This window comes from Streptomyces sp. NPDC046985, assembly GCF_040644415.1.
Taxonomy (GTDB): Bacteria; Actinomycetota; Actinomycetes; order Streptomycetales; family Streptomycetaceae; genus Streptomyces.
The window spans coordinates 19,869-38,699 of record NZ_JBEYWK010000021.1; the positions used below are offsets into that span (position 1 = coordinate 19,869).

The 18,831-nt window shown below is 72.8% G+C and carries 18 protein-coding genes and 1 tRNA gene; 8 read left to right on the forward strand and 11 right to left on the reverse strand.

Annotated features, from left to right (window positions below):
* Window positions 1-15: 15 nt before the first annotated feature.
* The gene (locus tag ABZ861_RS24985; protein WP_361634002.1) at window positions 16-1,218 is read right to left on the reverse strand and encodes a helix-turn-helix domain-containing protein; all 1,203 of its coding nucleotides are present in this window, start codon (window positions 1,216-1,218) and stop codon (window positions 16-18) included.
* 80 nt (window positions 1,219-1,298) lie between these two features.
* Between ABZ861_RS24985 and ABZ861_RS24990 the strand changes: the two genes are divergently transcribed.
* Together ABZ861_RS24990 and ABZ861_RS24995 are read left to right on the forward strand one after the other, a co-directional pair.
* The gene (locus ABZ861_RS24990; RefSeq protein WP_361634005.1) at window positions 1,299-1,967 is read left to right on the forward strand and encodes a haloacid dehalogenase-like hydrolase; all 669 of its coding nucleotides are present in this window, start codon (window positions 1,299-1,301) and stop codon (window positions 1,965-1,967) included.
* Window positions 1,968-2,255: 288 nt separating this feature from the next.
* Complete coding sequence (locus tag ABZ861_RS24995) at window positions 2,256-3,035, forward strand: hypothetical protein (protein WP_361634008.1); 780 nt, start codon at window positions 2,256-2,258, stop codon at window positions 3,033-3,035.
* A gap of 89 nt (window positions 3,036-3,124) precedes the next feature.
* Here the strand turns inward: ABZ861_RS24995 and ABZ861_RS25000 are convergent.
* A tRNA-Val gene (locus tag ABZ861_RS25000) sits at window positions 3,125-3,196 on the reverse strand.
* 131 nt (window positions 3,197-3,327) lie between these two features.
* A complete protein-coding gene (locus tag ABZ861_RS25005) occupies window positions 3,328-3,681 on the reverse strand; it encodes a hypothetical protein (RefSeq protein WP_361634011.1) in 354 nt (117 codons plus the stop codon).
* Window positions 3,682-3,852: 171 nt separating this feature from the next.
* Between ABZ861_RS25005 and ABZ861_RS25010 the strand changes: the two genes are divergently transcribed.
* Window positions 3,853-4,083, forward strand: coding sequence for a DUF2277 domain-containing protein (locus tag ABZ861_RS25010; RefSeq protein WP_361634013.1), 231 nt, complete (start codon window positions 3,853-3,855; stop codon window positions 4,081-4,083).
* A 144-nt stretch (window positions 4,084-4,227) separates the two neighbouring features.
* On the opposite strand, the gene ABZ861_RS25015 is transcribed toward ABZ861_RS25010, so the two are convergent.
* Window positions 4,228-4,863: a VTT domain-containing protein gene (locus tag ABZ861_RS25015; protein WP_361634016.1), complete on the reverse strand. Its 636-nt coding sequence runs from the start codon at window positions 4,861-4,863 to the stop codon at window positions 4,228-4,230.
* A gap of 435 nt (window positions 4,864-5,298) precedes the next feature.
* Window positions 5,299-6,156, reverse strand: a complete 858-nt coding sequence (locus ABZ861_RS25020) for a helix-turn-helix domain-containing protein (protein WP_361634019.1) — start codon at window positions 6,154-6,156, stop codon at window positions 5,299-5,301.
* 111 nt (window positions 6,157-6,267) lie between these two features.
* On the opposite strand from ABZ861_RS25020, the gene ABZ861_RS25025 reads away from it, so the two are divergent.
* Window positions 6,268-7,230 (forward strand): phytanoyl-CoA dioxygenase family protein, encoded by a 963-nt coding sequence (locus ABZ861_RS25025; RefSeq protein ID WP_361634022.1) that lies wholly within the window; start codon window positions 6,268-6,270, stop codon window positions 7,228-7,230.
* 176 nt (window positions 7,231-7,406) lie between these two features.
* On the opposite strand, the gene ABZ861_RS25030 is transcribed toward ABZ861_RS25025, so the two are convergent.
* On the reverse strand, window positions 7,407-9,038 hold the full coding sequence (locus tag ABZ861_RS25030) for an alkaline phosphatase D family protein (RefSeq protein ID WP_361634025.1): 1,632 nt from the start codon (window positions 9,036-9,038) through the stop codon (window positions 7,407-7,409).
* 206 nt (window positions 9,039-9,244) lie between these two features.
* A complete protein-coding gene (locus tag ABZ861_RS25035) occupies window positions 9,245-9,898 on the reverse strand; it encodes an HNH endonuclease family protein (RefSeq protein ID WP_361634028.1) in 654 nt (217 codons plus the stop codon).
* A gap of 389 nt (window positions 9,899-10,287) precedes the next feature.
* Here ABZ861_RS25035 and ABZ861_RS25040 point away from each other — a divergent pair, with 389 nt between their 5' ends.
* Both ABZ861_RS25040 and ABZ861_RS25045 read left to right on the forward strand, forming a co-directional pair.
* The gene (locus ABZ861_RS25040; protein WP_361634031.1) at window positions 10,288-10,866 is read left to right on the forward strand and encodes a TMEM165/GDT1 family protein; all 579 of its coding nucleotides are present in this window, start codon (window positions 10,288-10,290) and stop codon (window positions 10,864-10,866) included.
* 494 nt (window positions 10,867-11,360) lie between these two features.
* Complete coding sequence (locus tag ABZ861_RS25045) at window positions 11,361-12,017, forward strand: HAD-IA family hydrolase (protein WP_361634034.1); 657 nt, start codon at window positions 11,361-11,363, stop codon at window positions 12,015-12,017.
* 251 nt (window positions 12,018-12,268) lie between these two features.
* Here ABZ861_RS25045 and ABZ861_RS25050 read toward each other — a convergent pair whose 3' ends face one another.
* Entirely contained in the window at window positions 12,269-13,213 is a 945-nt protein-coding gene (locus ABZ861_RS25050; protein ID WP_361634037.1) for an NADP-dependent oxidoreductase, read from the reverse strand.
* A gap of 236 nt (window positions 13,214-13,449) precedes the next feature.
* Between ABZ861_RS25050 and ABZ861_RS25055 the strand changes: the two genes are divergently transcribed.
* Window positions 13,450-14,433 carry a helix-turn-helix transcriptional regulator gene (locus ABZ861_RS25055; protein ID WP_361634040.1) on the forward strand — a complete coding sequence of 328 codons (984 nt, stop codon included), beginning with the start codon at window positions 13,450-13,452 and terminating at the stop codon, window positions 14,431-14,433.
* A 651-nt stretch (window positions 14,434-15,084) separates the two neighbouring features.
* Complete coding sequence (locus tag ABZ861_RS25060) at window positions 15,085-17,097, forward strand: MDR family MFS transporter (protein WP_361634317.1); 2,013 nt, start codon at window positions 15,085-15,087, stop codon at window positions 17,095-17,097.
* 132 nt (window positions 17,098-17,229) lie between these two features.
* On the opposite strand, the gene ABZ861_RS25065 is transcribed toward ABZ861_RS25060, so the two are convergent.
* The 3 genes from ABZ861_RS25065 to ABZ861_RS25075 all read right to left on the reverse strand — a co-directional run bounded on the left by ABZ861_RS25065 (window position 17,230) and on the right by ABZ861_RS25075 (window position 18,694).
* Window positions 17,230-17,997, reverse strand: coding sequence for a hypothetical protein (locus ABZ861_RS25065; RefSeq protein WP_361634043.1), 768 nt, complete (start codon window positions 17,995-17,997; stop codon window positions 17,230-17,232).
* A 134-nt stretch (window positions 17,998-18,131) separates the two neighbouring features.
* Window positions 18,132-18,539 (reverse strand): DUF1992 domain-containing protein, encoded by a 408-nt coding sequence (locus ABZ861_RS25070; protein WP_361634046.1) that lies wholly within the window; start codon window positions 18,537-18,539, stop codon window positions 18,132-18,134.
* Window positions 18,536-18,694 carry a DUF4158 domain-containing protein gene (locus ABZ861_RS25075; RefSeq protein WP_361634049.1) on the reverse strand — a complete coding sequence of 53 codons (159 nt, stop codon included), beginning with the start codon at window positions 18,692-18,694 and terminating at the stop codon, window positions 18,536-18,538. The genes ABZ861_RS25070 and ABZ861_RS25075 overlap by 4 nt, the downstream gene beginning before the upstream one ends.
* Between the last annotated feature and the right edge of the window lie 137 nt (window positions 18,695-18,831).

An 18,831-nucleotide genomic window follows, 5' to 3' on the forward strand; every position in this document is an offset into this window, starting at 1 on the left:
GAACCAGGGGCTCCCTCAGAACAGGCCGATCCGCTCCGCCAGATGTTCTGCCTGCCGGGCCTGCATGGCCCTGGCCCGCCGGATCACCGTCAACACCAGATGCCGGGCCAGCGGCGTCCGCGCCAGATCCTCCGGTGCGATGGCCTCCAGGCTGAGCAGCGAGAGCAGCGCGGCGGCATCGTCGCGACGCTGACTGTGGCAGGCGGCCACCTCCAAGCCGAACGTGAACTCCCTCTCACGCGAAGGCAAGCCGCTGATGTCGATCGCGTCAGCGGTGTGCAGGGCCTCGCCGGTCTCGCCCGCCTCCATCTCGATCGACACCGCGTGCACCGCCACGTTCGTCGGCCCGAACGCCGTCCAGCCGAAGTTGCTGCCGTCCGGCACGACGCGGGCCGCCGGTGCGGCGTGTTCCCGGAGTCGCTCGCGCGCCTCCCACCAGCGGCGGCGCCGGGCCGCCCCGACCACGGCCACGAGCTGAAGCGCTCCGCCCATCGCCGCCCGCTCGGTCTCCGGCATGCGGGCGACGGCGACCCGCTCCGCAGCGCGCAGCGCCAGCTCCTCGGCCTCGGCCGGCTGACCCGCCGCGAGGAGAACGTGCGCCAAGTTCCACTGGGCCGCGGCGATGCGGAGCGGGTCGTCGGCGTCCTCGGCCGCGCGCATCGCCCGGTCCGCGGCCAGGGTAGCGAGGTCGACGCGGCCGATGCGGCGAAGGTACGAGCGGAGCAGGCAGTAGAGGTCGGCGGCAGCCTGGAGGACAGCCCGCCGCTGTGCGACGTCCGCTCCGGCGCGGGCTGCCCGTACGGCGTGCTCCATGTCCGCGACCAGCGCGGGCAGCGTCTGGGCCGCCGCGGTGAACCTGCCCGGCACCGTCTGCCAGCTCTGCCACGCGCCCTCGACGCGATCCCGCAGCACGCTCGCCGACTCGGGCTCGGCGCTGCGGGCCGGCCCGTAGCCGAGGAGGGCGCGGCCGACAGCCGTCTCCGGCAGCGTCCCCGTCTCCTCGTCTGCGGGCGGCTGGTCGGACAGCAGGGCCGCGGTCGGCACCCCGAGTTCCTGCGCGAGTGCGTACAGGATTTGCAGCGACGGCACTTTAAGCCCTCGTTCGATCTGGGAGAGGTAGTCCGGGCTGATCCCCACGAGTCCGGCGACGGCGTCCTGGCGGCGGCCGCCGCGGTAGTGCCTCACTCTGTCCCCGATGGGGAGGTCCGCTGCCACCATGGTGGTCTGTCTCCTTGCTCGCTATGACAGAGCGTAGGGTGCGCGCTGCGCGAGGGCGCGGCGTTCGGAGGGAGAGCATCGTGGTTGATCTGGTGTTGTGGGACATCGACCACACGCTGATGGCGACGGGCGGTCTGGGCCGTGAGCTGTGGGCGCAGGCGTTCGAGGAGGTGACTGGAGTGGAGCTGCGTGAGCAGGCTTCGGTCACCGGGTCGACGGAGCGGGTCATCCTGCGGGAGACGGCTCGCGCTCACGGAGTGGCGTACGACGACGACCTGTTTCAGGCGTTCGCCGAGGCTTTGAGCGCGGCGCACGTCGGCCGTGCCGCGGAACTCCGCGAGCGCGGCCATGCCCTCCCGGGGGCGGCCGCTGTTCTCGCGCGTCTCGCAGAGTCGGGTGTGCGTCAGTCGGTGGTGACGGGCAACGTTCGCCGCGCCGCAGAGGTGAAACTCGCTGTGTTCGGCCTCGACGGCTACATGAGCCTGGATCATGGCGCGTATGCCGAGGACGGTGAGGGGCGGTCAGCTCTTTTGGACCTGGCGTGTGCTCGATCCTCTGTCCCGGTCGGGAGGGCCGTGTTTCTCGGGGACACCCCGGCGGACGTGGTCGGCGGGCGGGAGGCAGGGGTTCGTGTGGTCGCGGTCGCGACGGGCACGACGTCGGCAGCGGCCTTGCATGAGGCGGGTGTGCCCGAGGTGTTGGCTGATCTCTCGGACACGGGTCGGGCGCTCCGCGCCATCGGGGTGTGAGCGGATCGCGGCGGGAGCGTCGTCGCGGCGGAGGGCTGGCTCCGCGCTTCCGGCTGGCGGAGTGGCCGGCCCTGGACGTGACGAAGCGGCCCCGCCCTCGGAGGAGGGCGGGGCCGCGGTCACAGGTGCCAGGGTGTCAGGTCGAGGTCGGCGGGCGGAACCGGCCGGGGTGTCCGGGCCGACCCGCTCCGCCCACTTCCACAGATCCAGGTAGGCGCGGGTCAGGAGCTTGCGCTGGGCCCGCTCCTCGCTGAGGAGGTGTAGACGCAGCTCGACGAGGTGTTCCGGGTGGATCAGCGGCTGACCGGCGTCCACGGCTTGATGGTGGTGGCCGACTGCTATCTAGGTCTGCGGTGGGGCGAGTTGGCCGGGCTGCACCGGGACAACTGCCTGCTCAAGCGGGAGGGCAGGGTCGACGGCCGGACGTTCGTGCGGCATGTGGTCCGCGTCGATCCGCGGATCGGTGCGCTGCATGAGGGCCCGGTGGAGCTGGACGAGGACGGTCTGAAGGAGTGGCTCGCGAAGGAGGAAGCCAGGCAGCAGAGGTGCCGAGATCGGGGATGGAACGTCACCCCGCGGAAGCCGCCGAAAAACCGCCTAGACGTGTATCTGGGGCCGCCGAAGAACAAGTACTCGGCGCGAGAGGTGGACGTACCGGAGTTTCTGGCGCGGCGCCTCGGCGAGCACCTGGAGGCGTGGCCGCACGAGCACCCGTTCTCGACGCCGAAGGGGACATTCTGGTTGCGGGGCAACTTCTCCTCGCGCCAGCTCCGCCCCGCTGCCGACGGCCGTGAGGCGATCGCCCGGAAACGCGGCTATGCGGGGCGTGAGAAGTGGGTGCCGGTGCTGCCTGAGTTCACGATGCCCGGCGCCCGGCACACCCACGACACGTGGATGAAGGAGGACAGGGTGGACCGGGCCCTGCGCTTCCAGACCATGGGCTGGGTGCCGAAGGACATCGAGGCTACCTATGAGCACGTGACGCCGGAGATGCGCCGGCATCGGCTGGACTGCCTGGCGGCGAGGTGGGATCGAAGCATGCGCCCGGCCCGGCCGGACGCGGCCTGATGCCCCCTATAAAGTCGATCTCCTGAAAATCGCCTAAACGATCTACGAGGGCCCCCTTACTGATCATGTAAGGGGGCCCTCGTCTGCGGTGGGCGCGGACGGTTTCGAACCGCCGACATCCTGCTTGTAAGGCAGGCGCTCTACCCCTGAGCTACGCACCCTGGAACGAGTGAACAGCCTACCTTGACCGGGGGACCGTGCCGCAAACCGTCCTACGCCCCCCCACGTCCGGGCGCGCCTGGCGCGGGAGTCGGCCCGCCCTGCGGGCACGGCGCCGGCGGGCCAGGCGGGATCAGGCGTCCCCGCCGTCCGGCGCCGGGCGGTCGCCGTGGACGTGCTTGAGGCGGCTGCGCGCCTCGACGGTGTCGGGGCCCGCGAAGTCCGACCAGAAGCGGTGCGCGGTGACGAACACGGTCAGCTCGTGCTCCCGGCGGCGCAGCTTCTCCACCTCCGCCTGCTCGTCGGCCGTCCAGCCCGGGGAGGCCGGGCGCTCCACCTGGCGCCTGCCGGCCGCGTCGCTGAACCCGTCCAGCGGCTCGACTGACCAGGGCAGCCGCTTCAGCAGGGCCGACAGCTCGGCCCGCACCTGGTGCAGCTCCTCCTGACCGGCCAGGAGGTCACTCGGGAAGTCATAGGGCGTAGCCACACGGCAATGGTACGCCTGTTCGATTTTGGGCCGCGAGTCGCTTCGATGGGTTCGTGTGTTCGATCGGGTCACCGGCCGGACGGAGTCGCCCGGGGTGGGCGGGAGGGCGCGAAAAGCGCGAAAAAGGGGAGGGCCGGGCGGAGCGGGGGGAGCCTGGAGGACACTGAGGGCATGTGCCGGAGCATCAAGACACTGCGCCCGCCCGCCCTGCCCGAGGAGGCGACCGAGGACGAGATCCGGGCCGCCGCCCTCCAGTACGTCCGCAAGGTCTCGGGCTTCCGCGCCCCCGCCGCGCACAACCGCGAGGTCTTCGACCGCGCGGTGGCGGCGGTGGCGGCGGCCACGGCCGAGCTGCTGGACGGGCTGGAGGTGCGGGGGCGGGAGGAGCGCCGGGCGGGGTAGCCGGACCTTGCGGCGGGGTGACCCGCGCCCGCCGGTGGACCGGTAGCCGCGCCCGCCGGTGGGGTGACCCACACCCGGCGGCGGGATGGCCCGTACCCGGCGGGCGGCCGGGCGGCGGGTTCGGCCGTCTGGGCTGGGGCCGTGTCAGGGCGTGGGCGAGGAGTGCGGCGGCCTGCGCACCAGGTAGGCCGCCGCCGCGCCCGCCGCGAACAGGGCCGCCACCGATACGGCCGTCGCCAGCCAGGCGGCGCCCAGCCAGCGGGCGCCGAGGTAGCCGAGGGCGACGCTGTAGGCGGCCCAGGTCAGACCGGCCAGCGCGGACCAGGGCAGGAAGTCGCGCACGCGGCGGTGGGTCGCGCCCGCGCTGAAGGAGACGACCGAGCGGCCGGCCGGGGCGAAACGGGCGATGACCACCAGTGTGCCGCCGCCCCGGGACAGGGCCGTGCCGAGCCGTTCCTGCGCCGTGCTGAGCCGCCGCGACCGGGCTATCGCGCGGTCCAGGCGCGCGCCGCCGCGCCAGGCCACCCGGTAGGCGACCATGTCGCCGAGGACGGACGCCGTCGCCGCGCACAGCGTCAGCGCCAGGATGTCCGGCACGTTCTGCGGGACCCGTCCGGTCGCGGCCCCCGTGCCCGCCGCGGCGGCCGTCGCCGCCGTGACGATCAGCACGCCGCTGGGCAGCACGGGCACGAAGACGTCGAGCAGCACCGACAGGGCCACGACGACGTAGACCCATGGAGTGCTGGTGAGCGACCCCACCCTCGCCACACTCTCCAGCACCGAGAACTCCCTGAAACTCCCCCGTGGACCGGGACCGTGCCGCGACGTCGCGGAGAAGCGGCAGGGGCGGCCTGTGAACAGCCATTGAGCGTACGCCGGGGGTGTGACAGGAGGGGCGGCGGGGGTTGGTGTGCGGGGTGGGGAGGTTCCGCGCAGGCGCGTCCGCCGCCCGAGGCCCGCGCCGCCCGGGGCCCGCGCCGCCGGAGACGGGCGTCGCCGGGATGGGTGCCGGGTCGCGTGCCGTGCAGGCCGCCGGAGCGGCCTCCTCGGCCGGGCCGCCGCCCGCCTGGTGCTGTCTCCTCCGGCGGCCGGGTCCGGTCGTGACCGGTCCGTGTTCGGAACCCGCCTGGTCATCCGGGATGCGGTGCGCAGCATCTGGTGAACGGACGGTTCACAGCTAACTCGGCGCCCCGTATACGGTCCCGCGCAGCCGGCTCAGTTCTCCGGCTGTGCTCGACAGAGCTGACGGCGCGTTCTGCGGTATTCGCCGGGAGGGGCGCCGCAAGCCTGGGTGAAACTGGCGTAGAAACGGCTTTGCGAGCCGAAGCCAGATGCTCCCGTGATGTCCGAGACGGGCATGTCGGTGGTGATCAGAAGCCGCTGCGCCTCAGCGATCCGGCACTGATTGAGATAGGACGTCAGCGTTGCGCCCATCACCTTCTTGAACACCGCCATCGCATAGTGCGGATGCATGGGAACGACGGCGGCGATGCGTTCGACGGACAGCGGCTCACGGAAATTCCTGGCGATGAAGTCAGCCATGCGAGCGGCGTGTTCCACCGATGCGCTCCCTCCCCGTGCAGGTCCGCTGGAATAGGCGTGGGGGACCGCGGTGGCGAGTCTGCGCAGCCGGGCCTCCATCTCAAGCACCGCGATGCGGCGCAGTTCGTCGTCGCCGGACGTCAGATCCGCCGCCCACTGGTGAAACAGCGCGATATCCGTTTCCCGTCGAGCAGTCGCCGACGCCGCCAGCACCTGCCCTTGCAGCAATGCGCGCAAAACCCTCTGGGGCATACGCCAGCCGAGGAACATGTCCAGGGGCACGGTGAGCCATCGCACGCAGGATGCGGGAGCGGCTCCTGTGAGCTGATGCGGAATCGCCGCCCAGAAGGCGACCATCTCGCCGGGCGCCACAGTCATCCGGCGCCCGCCGAGGATGTAGTCCAGCGAGCACTCCACCGCGTAATTGATCTCGATGTCGTCGTGCCGGTGCGCGCGTGTCATCAGCGAGGGGCGCCCCTGCCAACACGCCAGCCCGAGGACGTCGTGGGCAGGGTCAACGGCGTACGGCATCTGAGGATCCTGGAGAGTTCGAGGACGAAACAGGTGGAAGGTACCGGACCGGGGCGGTTGCATGGAAGACGTCAGCCGCTTCGCGCGGACCCATGCCGATCAGGAGGATCTGTGACAGGCAGCACAGTGAACTCGGCTTCCCTTCAGCTTACTTCCGAGGAGATCGATTCCTATGACGAGAACGGTTACCTCATCCTCCGCGACCGAATTCCGGAGGATCTGGTGCGCCGCCTGGCCGACGCGTCGAAACGCTGGATAGCCGACAGCCGCCGCGCGGGCGAGAGTTCACCGACGGGCGGCGACTACCACTTCGCCGACCGCCCCAGCGGGCGAGTGCCGTTCCGTGTCGACTACCTTCACGCGAAGAACGAGCCGGTTTCGCTGGAGCTTCTCGGGTGCCCCGAAGTCCTGGCCGTCGCGGAGAGTCTGGCGGGCCCCAATTTCGTGCCCACGTACGAATCGCTCGTGTTCAAGGAGAAGGGCGACGGCGCCGCCATTCCGTGGCACCAGGACGCCGTCCACCCCCGCAGTCACCGGATCTTCAACGTCGACGTCTACCTGGACGCCTCCCGAGCCGGAGAGGGAGCCCTTCGTGTGATCCCCGGCTCCCAGAAGCAGAAAGCCGACGTCTGTGTCCTCGCCGAGGAATTCGGGTGGAATCCCCCGGAGGCCGTCACGGTCGAGATGCGCCCCGGCGACGTTCTCGTCCACGATGTGATGCTGGTCCACGGCTCCGAAGCCGTCCTCGGCAACAGGCTCCGCCGCACCCTCTACTACGAGTTCCGCCCCGCCGAGCAGATACTCGGCGAGGGCCCCTGGGACCGGGAATGGGTGGACGCCCGACTCCGCCTGCTGCCGGTGGCGCTCGACCGCTTCCAGGCCGCGAACCCGGAGCGGGAGGGCTTCGCCTGGAACATCGACGATGACCTGCTTCCCGGGAACCGAGGGAGCGAGGAGACGGAACTCCGCGTAGTCCACAAGGTCCACACCCCGGGCGCGTACTGTAGCGCCGGCGACGTCGCTCCGACTTTGGGAGACCGACCGGACGAGAGCGAGGGCTCCCCTCGGGCATGACCCGCGCCGGTCGGCCTGGCGCGGACGCGACACCAGGCCCGTATCAGCACGGCAACCCGTATCGGCACCGCAACCCGTATCGGCACCGCAACGCGTGTCAGCACGGCAACCCGTATCAGCGCTGCAACCCGTGTCAGCACTGCAACCCGTGTCAGCACTGCGAAAGGAGGCGACCTCTAGGACAGTTCGCGCTCCGTCACCGTCTCCAGTCGCGTCTGCCCGTCCTCCGCCGCCCGCGCCTGTTCCAGTCGCAGCCGGGCCGAACGGCCGTTCAGGGTGAGGGTCATGAGCTGGTTGCCGAACCAGGGGCCGCCCGTGCGCCGCCAGATCACCGGGAGTTCGTCGCACCGCCCGTGCCGGGCGAGCAGGCGCCCCAGCGCGCGCGCCGTCGCGCTCCAGCCGAAGCGAAACCCGTACCGCATCGTCAGCGGCACCGAGTTGTGCACGGGGGAGCAGGTGAGCTGCACCACCTTGGAGTCCACCTTCGCGGACCGCCAGGCGGGCTCGGCGACGTAGGCGTGGTGGACGTCGCCGGACAGGACGCTGACGGTCGCCGGCGCCTCGGGGCCCGAGCCGACCTCGGCGAGCAGATCGGCCAGAGAGGCGAACGACGCCGGGAACGCCGCCCAGTGCTCCAGGTCCGCCTTCCGCCGCAGCCACTCCCCGAACCGGGCCCAGCGCGGGCCCCGTTCGCCCCGGCACAGCGCCGCGTCCCACGCCTCGGCGTCGTGCACGAGGTGGGGCAGCAGCCACGGCAGCGAGGTGCCGATCAGCAGGTGGTCGCAGCCGCCGCGGTCCTCCAGCGCCTGCTCCCGCAGCCACCGCTCCTCCTCCGGGTCGAGCATCGCCCGCTCGTCCTCGGCCAGCACCCGCGCCGCCCGCGAGTCCACCATCAGCACCCGCGTCCGGCCCAGGTCGCGGCGGTAGCTCCAGCGGGTCGAGGCGGGGTCCGCGTCGGCCTCGGCGGCGAAGGCGCGCAGCGCGTCGGTGCCGTCGGCGGCGTCGAGGACGGTGGCGTACAGCGGGTCGGCGGCCAGCTCCTTCGGGGAGAGGTTCCCCAGGTGCTGGTACACCCAGTAGGACATCAGGCCGCTGAGCAGCCGCTCGCGCCACCAAGGGGTGGCCCGCATGTCGGCCAGCCAGGAGGCGGAGGTGTTCCAGTCGTCGATGACGTCGTGGTCGTCGAAGATCATGCAGCTCGGCACGGTGGACAGCAGCCAGCGCACCTCCGGGTCGAGCCAGGACTCGCGGTAGAGCCCGGTGTACTCCTCGTAGTCCGCGACCTGGCCGCCGGGCGCCTCGGAGAGGTCGCGGCGCGCGGAGATCCGGCGCCGGGTCTCCTCGGAGGTCTCGTCGGCGTAGACCTGGTCGCCCAGCAGCAGCAGGATGTCCGGGCGCTCGTCGCCCGCCGCGAGCCGCGAGGCGAGGGTGTCCAGGGCGTCCGGGCCGACCCGGCCCTTGCCCTCGGCGGGCGGCGCGGCCCAGCGGCAGGAGCCGAAGGCCACCCGCAGCCCGCCGTCGTCGGGACGGGGCACGTGGATGACGGAGGGCGGGAAGGGGGAGTCGGGGAGCGGCCAGACGGACTCGCCCTCCAGCAGCACCTCGTACTCCGGCTCGCCGCCGGGGGTGAGAACGGTCACCGGTATCAGGGCGTAGTGGTGGCCCTCGATCTGGAAGGTGCGGGCGGCGCCCTGCGCGCCGTCGGAGCAGCGCACCTCCGCGGTGCACGGACGGCTCGTCTCGACCCAGACGGTCGCGGACGAGCCGTCGACGTACCGCAGCAGGGGCCCCAGGATCAGAGTGGTCAAGGTCGTACGCCCTTCTCGCCGTGCCGTTCGGCCCTCGGCCCGTGCGGGCGGGGTGAGCCGTACGGTAGTCAACGGCGGGAGAGGGCGGACAGCCCCCCTGCTGTTCGGAGCGATCAGCCCCCTCGCTGCTCGGAGGGTCAGCCCCCGTCGATCCGGGCGTTCAGCCCCTGTCGGTCCGGGCGTTCAGCCCCCTGCTGTTCCGGGGGTCAGCAGCCGGCGAGGTCGCGGGTCAGCGCGCTCTTCTCCGCCGAGTCCACCGAGAGGTCGTAGTAGTACTTCACCTGCACCCAGGCGCGGACGTAGGTGCACAGGTAGGAGGACTGGGACGGCACCCAGGTGGCCGGGTCCTGGTCGCCCTTGGCCTGGTTGACGTTGTCGGTGACGGCGAGGAGCTGCGGCCGGGTGACGTCGTTGGCGAACGCCTGGCGCTGCGAGGTGGTCCACTTGCTCGCCCCGGAGTCCCACGCCTCGGCGAGCGGCACCAGGTGGTCGATGTCCACGTCGGAGGCGGAGTTCCAGGTCGCGCCGTCGTAGGGGGAGTACCAGCTTCCGCTGGTGGCGCGGCAGGAGGAGTCGGTGGTGACGTTCGTGCCGTCCCGCTTGAGGATCCACTCGCGGGTGTCGCAGGTGCCGGAGATGGTGATCCAGGTCGGGAACAGGCTGCGCTCGTAGCCGGTGCGGTTCTCGGTCGCCACGGTGAGCTGGGCGAGGTAGCTCCGGGCGGTGGCGCCGCTGACCGGGGTGGGCAACGCGGCCGAGGCGGTGGGGGAGTTGAACAGTGCGACGGACCCTATGAGGCCGGTGAGGGCCGCGAGTATGCTCAGTCGTCGACGCGCGTAGAACCTGGAACCTGCGGACATGCGAACTCCCTGGAGTGGCGGCGGTGTGGGGCGCGGGCGTGGGAATGCTCGCGGGGGCGTGTTGCGGGGGGATGAGCGCCGGGTGAGAAGTTAGTGACGCGAGCATGACAAGACAAGGTTCGTGGGCGAACTTTCTCTCGCGTACGATGGACGGCGCAGAAGGGGAGTAGCTCTTCGCCGGACCGTCGACACACTGCTCAGCTCGCCTGAGCCGGCGCCCGGAGGCAGCCCGCGGTCTCGACCGGGGCGGCCAGCGAGACCTTCGGCAAGCAGTGCACGCCCGTGCCCCTGGCGCGGGCACTCCGTGCGCTGCCCTGCCGAGGCGTCTCACCGCGTACGACCGCGGACCCCAGCGCTCTCGGCCGGGCAGCCCGACCGATTGAGAAGGAATGATCAGTCTCAGCGTCCTGGCGCTCGTCTTCGGCGTCGTCTTCCTCGCCGAACTGCCGGACAAGACGGCGCTCGCGGGCCTCGTCCTCGGCGCCCGCTACCGCGCCTCGTACGTCTTCGCGGGCGTCGCCGCCGCCTTCCTGCTGCACGTCGCGCTCGCCGTGGCGGCGGGCAGCGCCCTGACCCTGCTGCCCGCGCGGATCGTGCACGCCCTGACCGGCGTGCTCTTCCTCGGCGGCGCGGCGGTGCTGCTGTTCAAGAAGGACGACGACGAGGAGGAGATCCGCCGCCCCGAGGACCAGTCCTTCTGGAAGGTGGCGGGGACCGGCTTCATGCTCATCCTGGTCGCCGAGTTCGGCGACCTCACCCAGATCATGACCGCGAACCTCGCCGCCCGCTACGACGACCCGGTCTCGGTCGGGATCGGCGCGGTGCTCGCCCTCTGGGCGGTCGGCGGACTGGGGATCGTCGGCGGCAAGGCCCTGATGAAGCGGGTGCCGCTCGGCCTCGTCGTCAAGATCGCGGCGGCCCTGATGGTCGCGCTCGGCGTCTGGAGCCTCTACGAGGCGGTGGCCTGATCCGGCGGGCTGGGACGGCGACGATCCCCGGCGGCGTCCGCGTCGCCTTACGGCGCCCGGCATCGGCTTCACGGCGCCCGGCATCGGCTTCACGGCGCCCGCGTCGGCCTCACGGCGCCCGCGTCGGCCTCACGGCGCCCGCGTCGGCCTCACGGCGCCCGCGTCGGCCTTAAGACGCCTGCGTCGGCCTCACCGCGCCTGCGTGCGGCCCCACCGGGCCCCGCGTGCGGCCCCACCGGCCCCGCGTACGGCCCCACCGCGCCCCGCGGGCGGCTGCCGCGGCTCGCTGCCGCCCGACGCGGAGCCGAACTCCGGATGAAGGTGCGGGGGGCCGGTGGCGCGAAGGCGGTCTCGTTTTGTACCGTGGGGGAACAAAGTGGCTCCCGCCCGTTTCCCCTGACCGGCGGGCGGGGCCGCCTTGTCCCTCCGGGCCGTCTGCGGGGGTCACCCCGGGGGCCCGGCCCGTACGCCCCCTCCGCGCCCTGGAGCTGCCGATGACCGCCGCCGTGCTCACCGCCCGCGCCCTCCTGCTCGACATGGACGGCACCCTCGTGAACTCCGACGCCGTCGTGGAGCGGATCTGGCGCCGCTGGGCCGGCCGGCACGGCCTGGACGGCGACGAGGTCATGAAGGTCGTCCACGGCCGCCAGGGCCACGCCTCGATGGCGCTGCTGCTGCCCGACCGGCCCGTGGAGCGGAACCGGGCCGACAACGTCCGGATGCTCGCGGAGGAGACCGCCGACATGGACGGCGTGGCGCCGGTGCCCGGGGCGCCGGAGTTCCTCGCCGCGCTGCGCGGGCTGCCGCACGCGCTCGTGACGTCGGCCGACGTGGCCCTGTCCACCGCCCGGATGGCCGCCGCCGGACTTCCCCTGCCCGACGTGCGCGTCACCGCCGAGTCCGTCGGCGCGAGCAAGCCCGACCCCGAGGGCTTCCTGAAGGGCGCCGCCGAACTGGGCGTCGAGCCCGCCGACTGCGTGGTCTTCGAGGACTCGGGCGCGGGCATCGCGGCCGGTCGCGCCGCCGGGATGCGGGTGATCGGCATCGGCCCGCGGGCCGCGGTCCACCGCCCGGACGCGGTGGTCCAGGACCTCACGCGCGTCCGTGTGGAGCCGACCGCGGACGGGACCGTGCGCCTGCACGTCGGCTAGGGCGTGTCTCGAAAGTAGCCTCGTCCGCCCGCAGGGCGGGCCCGGCGGCGTCTGGTGCGTGCGATCGCAAGGCGGAGGGTCGCCCCGATACTGGGCGTGTCGGGGCGACCCCGACAACACGGCGAGCGTGCGTGCCAGACGCCGCCGGGCAGACGGGACTCTCGCCACACGCCCTAGGCGCCGTCCGGCGGATCACGGTCGGGGCGTCGAGCGGACTGCCGCTGCGGTGTCCGAGGGCGGACGGGCGGGGGTCAGGCGCCGGGCGTGACGACGACCTTGCCGCTGGGCAGGGCGCCCGCGGCCGCGTCGGCGTGCAGGGCCGGCAGCTCGGCCAGCGGCGCCCGCCGGGCGACCTCGACGCTCAGCTCGCCAGCGTCGATCAGCTCCACCAGGTGCGCCAGTTGCTCCGCGTCGCTGCGGACGAACAGGTCGATGCCGCGTACGTCGCGCTCCTCGTCGGAGGGCGCGGGCATCCACACCGTGGTGTTCACGAGGACGCCGCCGGGGCGGATCAGGCCGGGGAGCGCGGCGAGTCGCGCCGGTTCGACCGGCGCGAGGTTGAGGACGACGTCGACCGGCTCGCTCACGGCCGCGACGACGTCGCCCGCCGTGTGGTCGACGACCTCGTGTGCGCCCGCCGCCGTGACGCGCCCGCTGCTGCGCGGGCCGGCCGTGGCGATCACGAACGCGCCGGCCTGCCTGGCCAACTGCACGGCGTAGCCGCCGACCGCTCCGCCCGCTCCGTTGATCAGCACGCGCTGCCCGGCGGTCAGCTCGGCGTGCTCGAACAGCGCCTGCCACGCGGTCAGGCCCGCCAGCGGCAGGGCGGCCGCGTCGGGCAGCGCGAGGCTCTTGGGCGCGGGCGTCAGGGCCTCGGCCGGCGCCAGGACGTACTCCGCGGCGGCGCCGGGCGCGGCCATCGGCAGGAAGCCGATGATCTGGTCCCCGACCTGGACGCCGGTCACGCCCTCGCCGAGCGCGTCGACCGTGCCGGCGACGTCGATGCCGGGGGTGTGCGGCAGCGTCACGGGGATCGGTCCCCGCATGAATCCGGCGCGGATGGTGGCGTCGACCGGGTTGAACGACGTCGCCGCGACACGGACCCGCACCTGCCCGGCGCCTGGAACCGGCTGCTCTACGTCCTCGTACCGCAGGACGTCGGGGTCGCCGTACTGGTGGAAGCGCACTGCCTTCATAGTTCTTCTCTCTTTCGCCCGCGGGGTCGCGTCGCCCGCGAGGTCGCGGTCGCCTCGCCCCGCGGGCGGGGCAGGGCGAGGCGAGGCGTCGGCGGCGCCCGGCACGGCCGGCGGGCGGTAGGTCGTTCGTGGAGGTGGAAGCGCTGCCAAGCGTAGGAACAGCCGTGCGGAGAAAGGGTGTACGTTCGCGACGCCGGATGGGATTCCGGCGACATCCTCATCGGGGCGGAGGACACATGACGAGCAGGCCGCGTTTTCTCGGCCCTGGCGGCAAGGTGGGCACGTTCACCGTCGACGCCGACTCCACCGGCGCCGGCCGGGGGACGTGGGATCCGTTCATCGACACCTGGAACGACCGCATGGGGGATCTGTACCCCCTGCCGGAATTCAGCGCTTCCACGGTCGACGGCTTCCAGGGGACGATGCGCTCGGTGGCCCTGGAGGACACCGCCGTCAACGAGATCTGGGCGTCCTCGTCCGTGAGCACCCGGGCGGTCGGGACGTACGAGCACGACCAGATCAGGTTGTACGTCGGGCTGCGCGGCGCGGTGGCGCTCCAGGACCCGCACGGCCAGAGCGGCGACGCGCACGTCTCGGCCGGCGCCTACTTCATGCACCACGTCGTGACGGAGAACCACTTCCACACCACGCCCGTGATCGGCGCCCGCATCTTCATCTTCCCCGGCGACGCCCTGCGGCCCCTCGTCGCCGGGAGACCGCGCGCCGGCCGGGCCACCTCGCCCGCGGCGCAGATCCTCATGGCGCACACCACCATGGTGCAGCGGACCGTGAGCGGCCTCAGTCCGGCAGGCGCGCACGCGTCCCGCAACGCCCTGCTCGAACTCGCCAAGGGGCTGGTCCTCGACTGCTTCGACGACCGCGAGCCCGCCTTCACACCGGCGCTGGCGCAAGCGGCCAAGGATCTCGCCGACACCCGGCTCACCGACGCCGAACTGTCGCCGGCCGCGGTCGCCGCCCAACTGCACGTCTCCTTACGCACGTTGCAGCGGGCCTTCGCTCATCTCGACGAGTCGTTCAGCGCCTACATCCGCCGCCGGCGCCTGGAGGAGGCGGCCAAGGCGCTCTCCGCCCCCGACTCGCGGCTCAGGGTCTCCGAGGCCGCCGCGCTCTGGCATTTCACCGACAGCAGCCACTTCATCCGCTCTTTCAAGAAGCGGTACCACGCGACCCCGGCGCACTTCGCACGCCGCCTGCCGTGACGACTCGGCCAGCCGCCGCGCGGAGCGGACCGCCTGCCACGGCGGTCGGACGGAGCGGACTGAACGTGCTGTGCGAGGCGGGCCGAGACCCCGGCGGCCGGACGCTTGTGCCGGTCGAGCAGTTCGACGGGTCCCGCTCCGGGCGGCTGCCCCCGATGCCGATCGTGGGTCCTTCCCCTGAAAGGCTTCCCCGCCCCTCCCCGGAATGGCCCTCTCCGCGCCGGGCTCGACAGGCCGTAACCGGGTGCGGCGATGACGATGGGAGTGTCACCGAAGCGTCAGGAGGTCGCCATGGCCGGGGATGGGCACGGCAGGGGCGCCAGCGCGGCGGGCGGCGGCGGTGCGGCTGGCGCGGGCGGTGCGGCTGGCGCTGGCGGTGCGACGGGCGGCGCCCGGCCGCCCTCCGGCCCGCCCCCCGTCCCGCCCGCCGGCCCTGGCGCGCACGGCGGCCCTGGCGCGCACGGCGGCGCCCCGGCACCGGGTGACGGACCAGGGCTTACGCCGCGGGGCGACGGGCCTGGCCGCGCGGCGCCGACCGGCGGCCCCGGATTCGCCGCGCCGGGCGACGGCCCCGGCCGCGCCGCGCCGACCGGCGGCCCCCGCCCCGCCCCGCCCGGGGACGGGCAGGTCTCCGGCGACGTCCTCGTCTCGATCGGCGCGCTGCTGCTTGGGATGCTGCTGGCCGCGCTGGACCAGACGATCGTGTCCACCGCGCTGCCCACCATCGTCAGCGACCTCGGCGGCCTGGACCACCTGTCCTGGGTGGTTACCGCCTACCTGCTCGCCTCGACCGCCGCGACCCCGCTGTGGGGCAAACTGGGCGACCAGTACGGGCGCAAGAGGCTGTTCCAGACCGCGATCGTGATCTTTCTGATCGGCTCCGCGCTGTGCGGGATCGCGCGGAACATGCCCGAGCTGATCGGGTTCCGGGCGTTGCAGGGCCTGGGCGGCGGAGGGCTGATGGTGCTGTCGACGGCGATCGTCGGAGACGTCGTCCCGCCCCGCGAACGCGGCCGCTACCAGGGCCTGTTCGGCGCGGTGTTCGGCGCGACCAGCGTGCTCGGGCCGCTCCTCGGCGGCCTGTTCACCCAGCACCTGAGCTGGCGCTGGGTGTTCTACGTCAACCTGCCCGTCGGCGTCGTCGCCCTCGCCGTGGTCGCCGCCGCCCTGCGCCTGCCGCGTAAGGCGCAGCACCACGTCATCGACTACCTCGGCACGCTGCTCATCGCCGCGGTCGCCACCTGCCTGGTGCTGGTCGCCTCGCTCGGCGGCACTGCCTGGGCCTGGGGCTCGCCGCAGATCATCGGCCTGATCGTGCTGGGCGTGGTCCTCGCGGCGGCGTTCACGACGGTGGAGCGCGGGGCCGCGGAGCCCGTGCTGCCGCTGAAGCTGTTCCGCGTCCGCACCTTCAGCCTGTCGGCGGTGATCAGCTTCATCGTCGGCTTCGCGATGTTCGGCGCGATGACCTACCTGCCGACGTTCCTCCAGGTCGTACGGGGCGTCTCGCCCACCCTGTCCGGCGTGTACATGCTCCCGATGGTCTTCGGCATGCTGCTGGCCTCCACCGGCTCCGGGCAGTTCGTCAGCCGCACCGGCCGCTGGAAGGCGTTCCCGGTGGCGGGCACGGCCGTCACCACCGTCGGCCTGCTCCTGCTGCACCGGCTGGACGAGCACAGCTCCACCGCCGTGGTGAGCGGCTTCTTCTTCGTCTTCGGCCTCGGACTCGGCCTGGTCATGCAGGTGCTCGTCCTCATCGTGCAGAACGCCGTCGGCTACGAGGACCTGGGCGTGGCCACCTCGGGCGCCACCTTCTTCCGCTCCATCGGCGCCGCGTTCGGCGTGGCCGTCTTCGGCACGGTCTTCGCCGGGCGCCTCGGCGACCAGCTCGCCGCCGCCTTCCGCGGCGTCCCGCTGCCCCCGGGCGTCTCCGCCGGCTCGCTCAAGGCGGACCCGCGCGGCATCGGCGCCCTGCCGCCCGCGCTGCGCCCGACCGCCCTGCACGCCTACGCCACCGCGATCACCGACGTCTTCCTCTACGCGGCCCCGGTCGCCCTGCTGGGCTTCGTGCTGGCGTGGTTCCTGAAGGAGGACCCGCTGCGCGGCTCCGTCACGGCGCCCGACGTCACCGAGACCTACGCCACCAACCCGGTCCAGCGCTCCTCCTACGACGAGGCGTGCCGGGCCCTGTCGGTGCTGGGCACCCGGGAGGGGCGGCGCGAGATCTACCGGACGATCACCGAGCGGGCGGGCTACGACCTCGATCCGGCGGCGAGCTGGCTGGTGCTGCGGATGAGGCGGTACGGCTGGGCGGAGCCCGCCGTGCTCGCCGAGCGCGGCACGGTTCCGCTGAGCGTCGTCATCGGGGCCGCCCGCCAGGTGGAGGAGCGGCGCCTGGGCGTGCGCGAGGGGCTGGACCTGGTGCTGACCGACCGGGGCCGGGAGGCCGCGGAGCGGCTGGCGCGGGCCCGCGAGGAGTCGCTCGCCCAGCTTCTGGGCGACTGGTGGGGCCCCGACCGCCCCACCGACCTCGCCCAACTGGTGAGGCAGTTGACCGGCGAACTGTGCGGTGCCGACTCGGAACGGCCGCACGGCGAAAGCACGACGAGGACGGCCGGCGCGGCCAGGACGGAGCGAACGCCACGAGCAGGAACCCACCCGTCCTGACCCCCGCCCCGCCCGCGACGGCGCCCGGAAGCCTCGCCGCAGCGGCCGGAGTCAGAACAGCGGCTCGCTGAACCGGTACGCCGACGCCCGCCGCGGCCGGATTTGCGGCGGGCGTCGGCGTCGTCCTCGGTGTCAGGCGAGCGGGACCGCGGCGGAGGGGGTGGCGTGCCAGTTGGTGGTGACGGGCTTCTCGACGACGGCGGTGTCGGGGAGGCTGAGCGAGACGGGGTCGCCCTCGTCGTCGGTCACGGCGACGATGATCTGCTCGAACTGCACGCCGTCGTCGCCCTTGGTGCTCTTGGGGTCGACACCGGCGTAGGCCCGGACGGAGCCGGAGAGCTTGATCGTGGCGCTGGTGTTCCGCTCGCTGGGGGACGCCTGCGTGTCGGCCGCGGAGCCGAAGGCGACGGAGGCGGGCTTGCCCTCCAGGAAGCAGGTGATGCCCGGCTTGGCCTTCGCGGTGATCAGGTAGTAACCGCCCGCCTGCGACTCGCTGCTGACCGAGAAGTCCAGGTCGGTGGTGCCGCAGGCCTGTCCCCAGCCGCTCTTGTCCGGCGTCCCGGAACCGCCCTTGGCGCCCGTCCCGCCGCCGCTCTTGCCGCTGCCGCCCGTGCCGCTCTTGCCGCTCGCGCCGGAGCCGCTGCCGCCCGTGCCGCCGCCGCTCTTGGCGCCGGAGGTCGCGCCGCCCTGACCGCTCTGGGCGGGGCCGGCGCTCGAGTCCGGGGCGCCGGTCGCCGCGACGGGGCTGGCGCCGGCACTGGCGTCCGCACCGGAAGCGCCCGCGCTGCTCTTGGCGCCGCCGTCGCTGGAGGAGCAGGCGGTGGCGGTGACCGAGAGGGCCGCCGCGGAGGCGACGGTCAGGGCGAGACGGACGGAACGGCGGGCGAGACGCGAGGACACGAAGAACTCCTAGTAAAACCAAGTGAGTTGCAAGCAGGATGACCCTACGGCCGTGCTGGTCCTCGAATGATCGCGCTCATGTCCGCACTTCGTAACGCCGGTCGATTAGGCCCGCGTCGGCAGGGGGCCGCGGTTCAGGGGGCCGTCGTGCCCCGGCGGTCGCGCCACTCGCGGACGACGTCCTCGACGTCGTACCGCTTCAGGCCGAGCGGCGGGCCGGGCGGGGGCTTGAGCATCATGTCGAGGATCTTCGCGTTGACCTCGCCGATGATCCTGCGCACGCGCTCTTCCGAGGGGGCCGCGTAGGCCGCCGCGAGGGAGTCCTCGGCCTCCTTGCGCAGGGCGAGCGTCGGGGGCAGCACGGACAGGCCCTCGCGGGCCGTCTTCCCTTTGACCCACCACAGTTCGTCGTACGTCGTGTCGTCCGGCAGCGGCTTGCCCGCGCCCGGCAACCGGTCGAAGTCGCCGCGCCGCTGGGCGTCGCGGATCTCCTTCTCGACCCAGGACTCGAACGGCGCCCCCGGTGGCTTTCGCTCGGTCATGGGTTGCCGTTAACGAGCAGCTCCAGGCGCGTCCTGGGGAACCGGCCGCGCCAGGCCAGGAACTTCAGATGGACGGCGAAGCCCAGCCTCGTGGCCCCGGTCTTGTTCCGTAACCAGCCCGTCTCGTCTTCGGACAGGGTGAAGTGGTCCACCACCCCGTCCAGACCCAGATCCCGCCCCGCTGCTCAGCCCCTTCGCCCGCCCCCCCGTGATCACCCGTCGGGCTAGACGGTAGAGGCGCCGCTGTACGGCGGGCGCGGGTATCGGCGAAGCGCCCCGCAGCGGCGGCGGG

Excerpts from the sequence above, each read along its gene's own strand:
- ABZ861_RS24985 (WP_361634002.1), bottom strand. The coding sequence starts at position 1,218 with ATGGTGGCAGCGGACCTCCCCATCGGGGACAGAGTGAGGCACTACCGC.
- ABZ861_RS25010 (WP_361634013.1), top strand. The coding sequence starts at position 3,853 with ATGTGCCGGAGCATCAAGACACTGCGCCCGCCCGCCCTGCCCGAGGAG.
- ABZ861_RS25020 (WP_361634019.1), bottom strand. The coding sequence starts at position 6,156 with ATGCCGTACGCCGTTGACCCTGCCCACGACGTCCTCGGGCTGGCGTGT.
- ABZ861_RS25035 (WP_361634028.1), bottom strand. The coding sequence starts at position 9,898 with ATGTCCGCAGGTTCCAGGTTCTACGCGCGTCGACGACTGAGCATACTC.
- ABZ861_RS25040 (WP_361634031.1), top strand. The coding sequence starts at position 10,288 with ATGATCAGTCTCAGCGTCCTGGCGCTCGTCTTCGGCGTCGTCTTCCTC.
- ABZ861_RS25045 (WP_361634034.1), top strand. The coding sequence starts at position 11,361 with ATGACCGCCGCCGTGCTCACCGCCCGCGCCCTCCTGCTCGACATGGAC.
- ABZ861_RS25050 (WP_361634037.1), bottom strand. The coding sequence starts at position 13,213 with ATGAAGGCAGTGCGCTTCCACCAGTACGGCGACCCCGACGTCCTGCGG.
- ABZ861_RS25055 (WP_361634040.1), top strand. The coding sequence starts at position 13,450 with ATGACGAGCAGGCCGCGTTTTCTCGGCCCTGGCGGCAAGGTGGGCACG.
- ABZ861_RS25070 (WP_361634046.1), bottom strand. The coding sequence starts at position 18,539 with ATGACCGAGCGAAAGCCACCGGGGGCGCCGTTCGAGTCCTGGGTCGAG.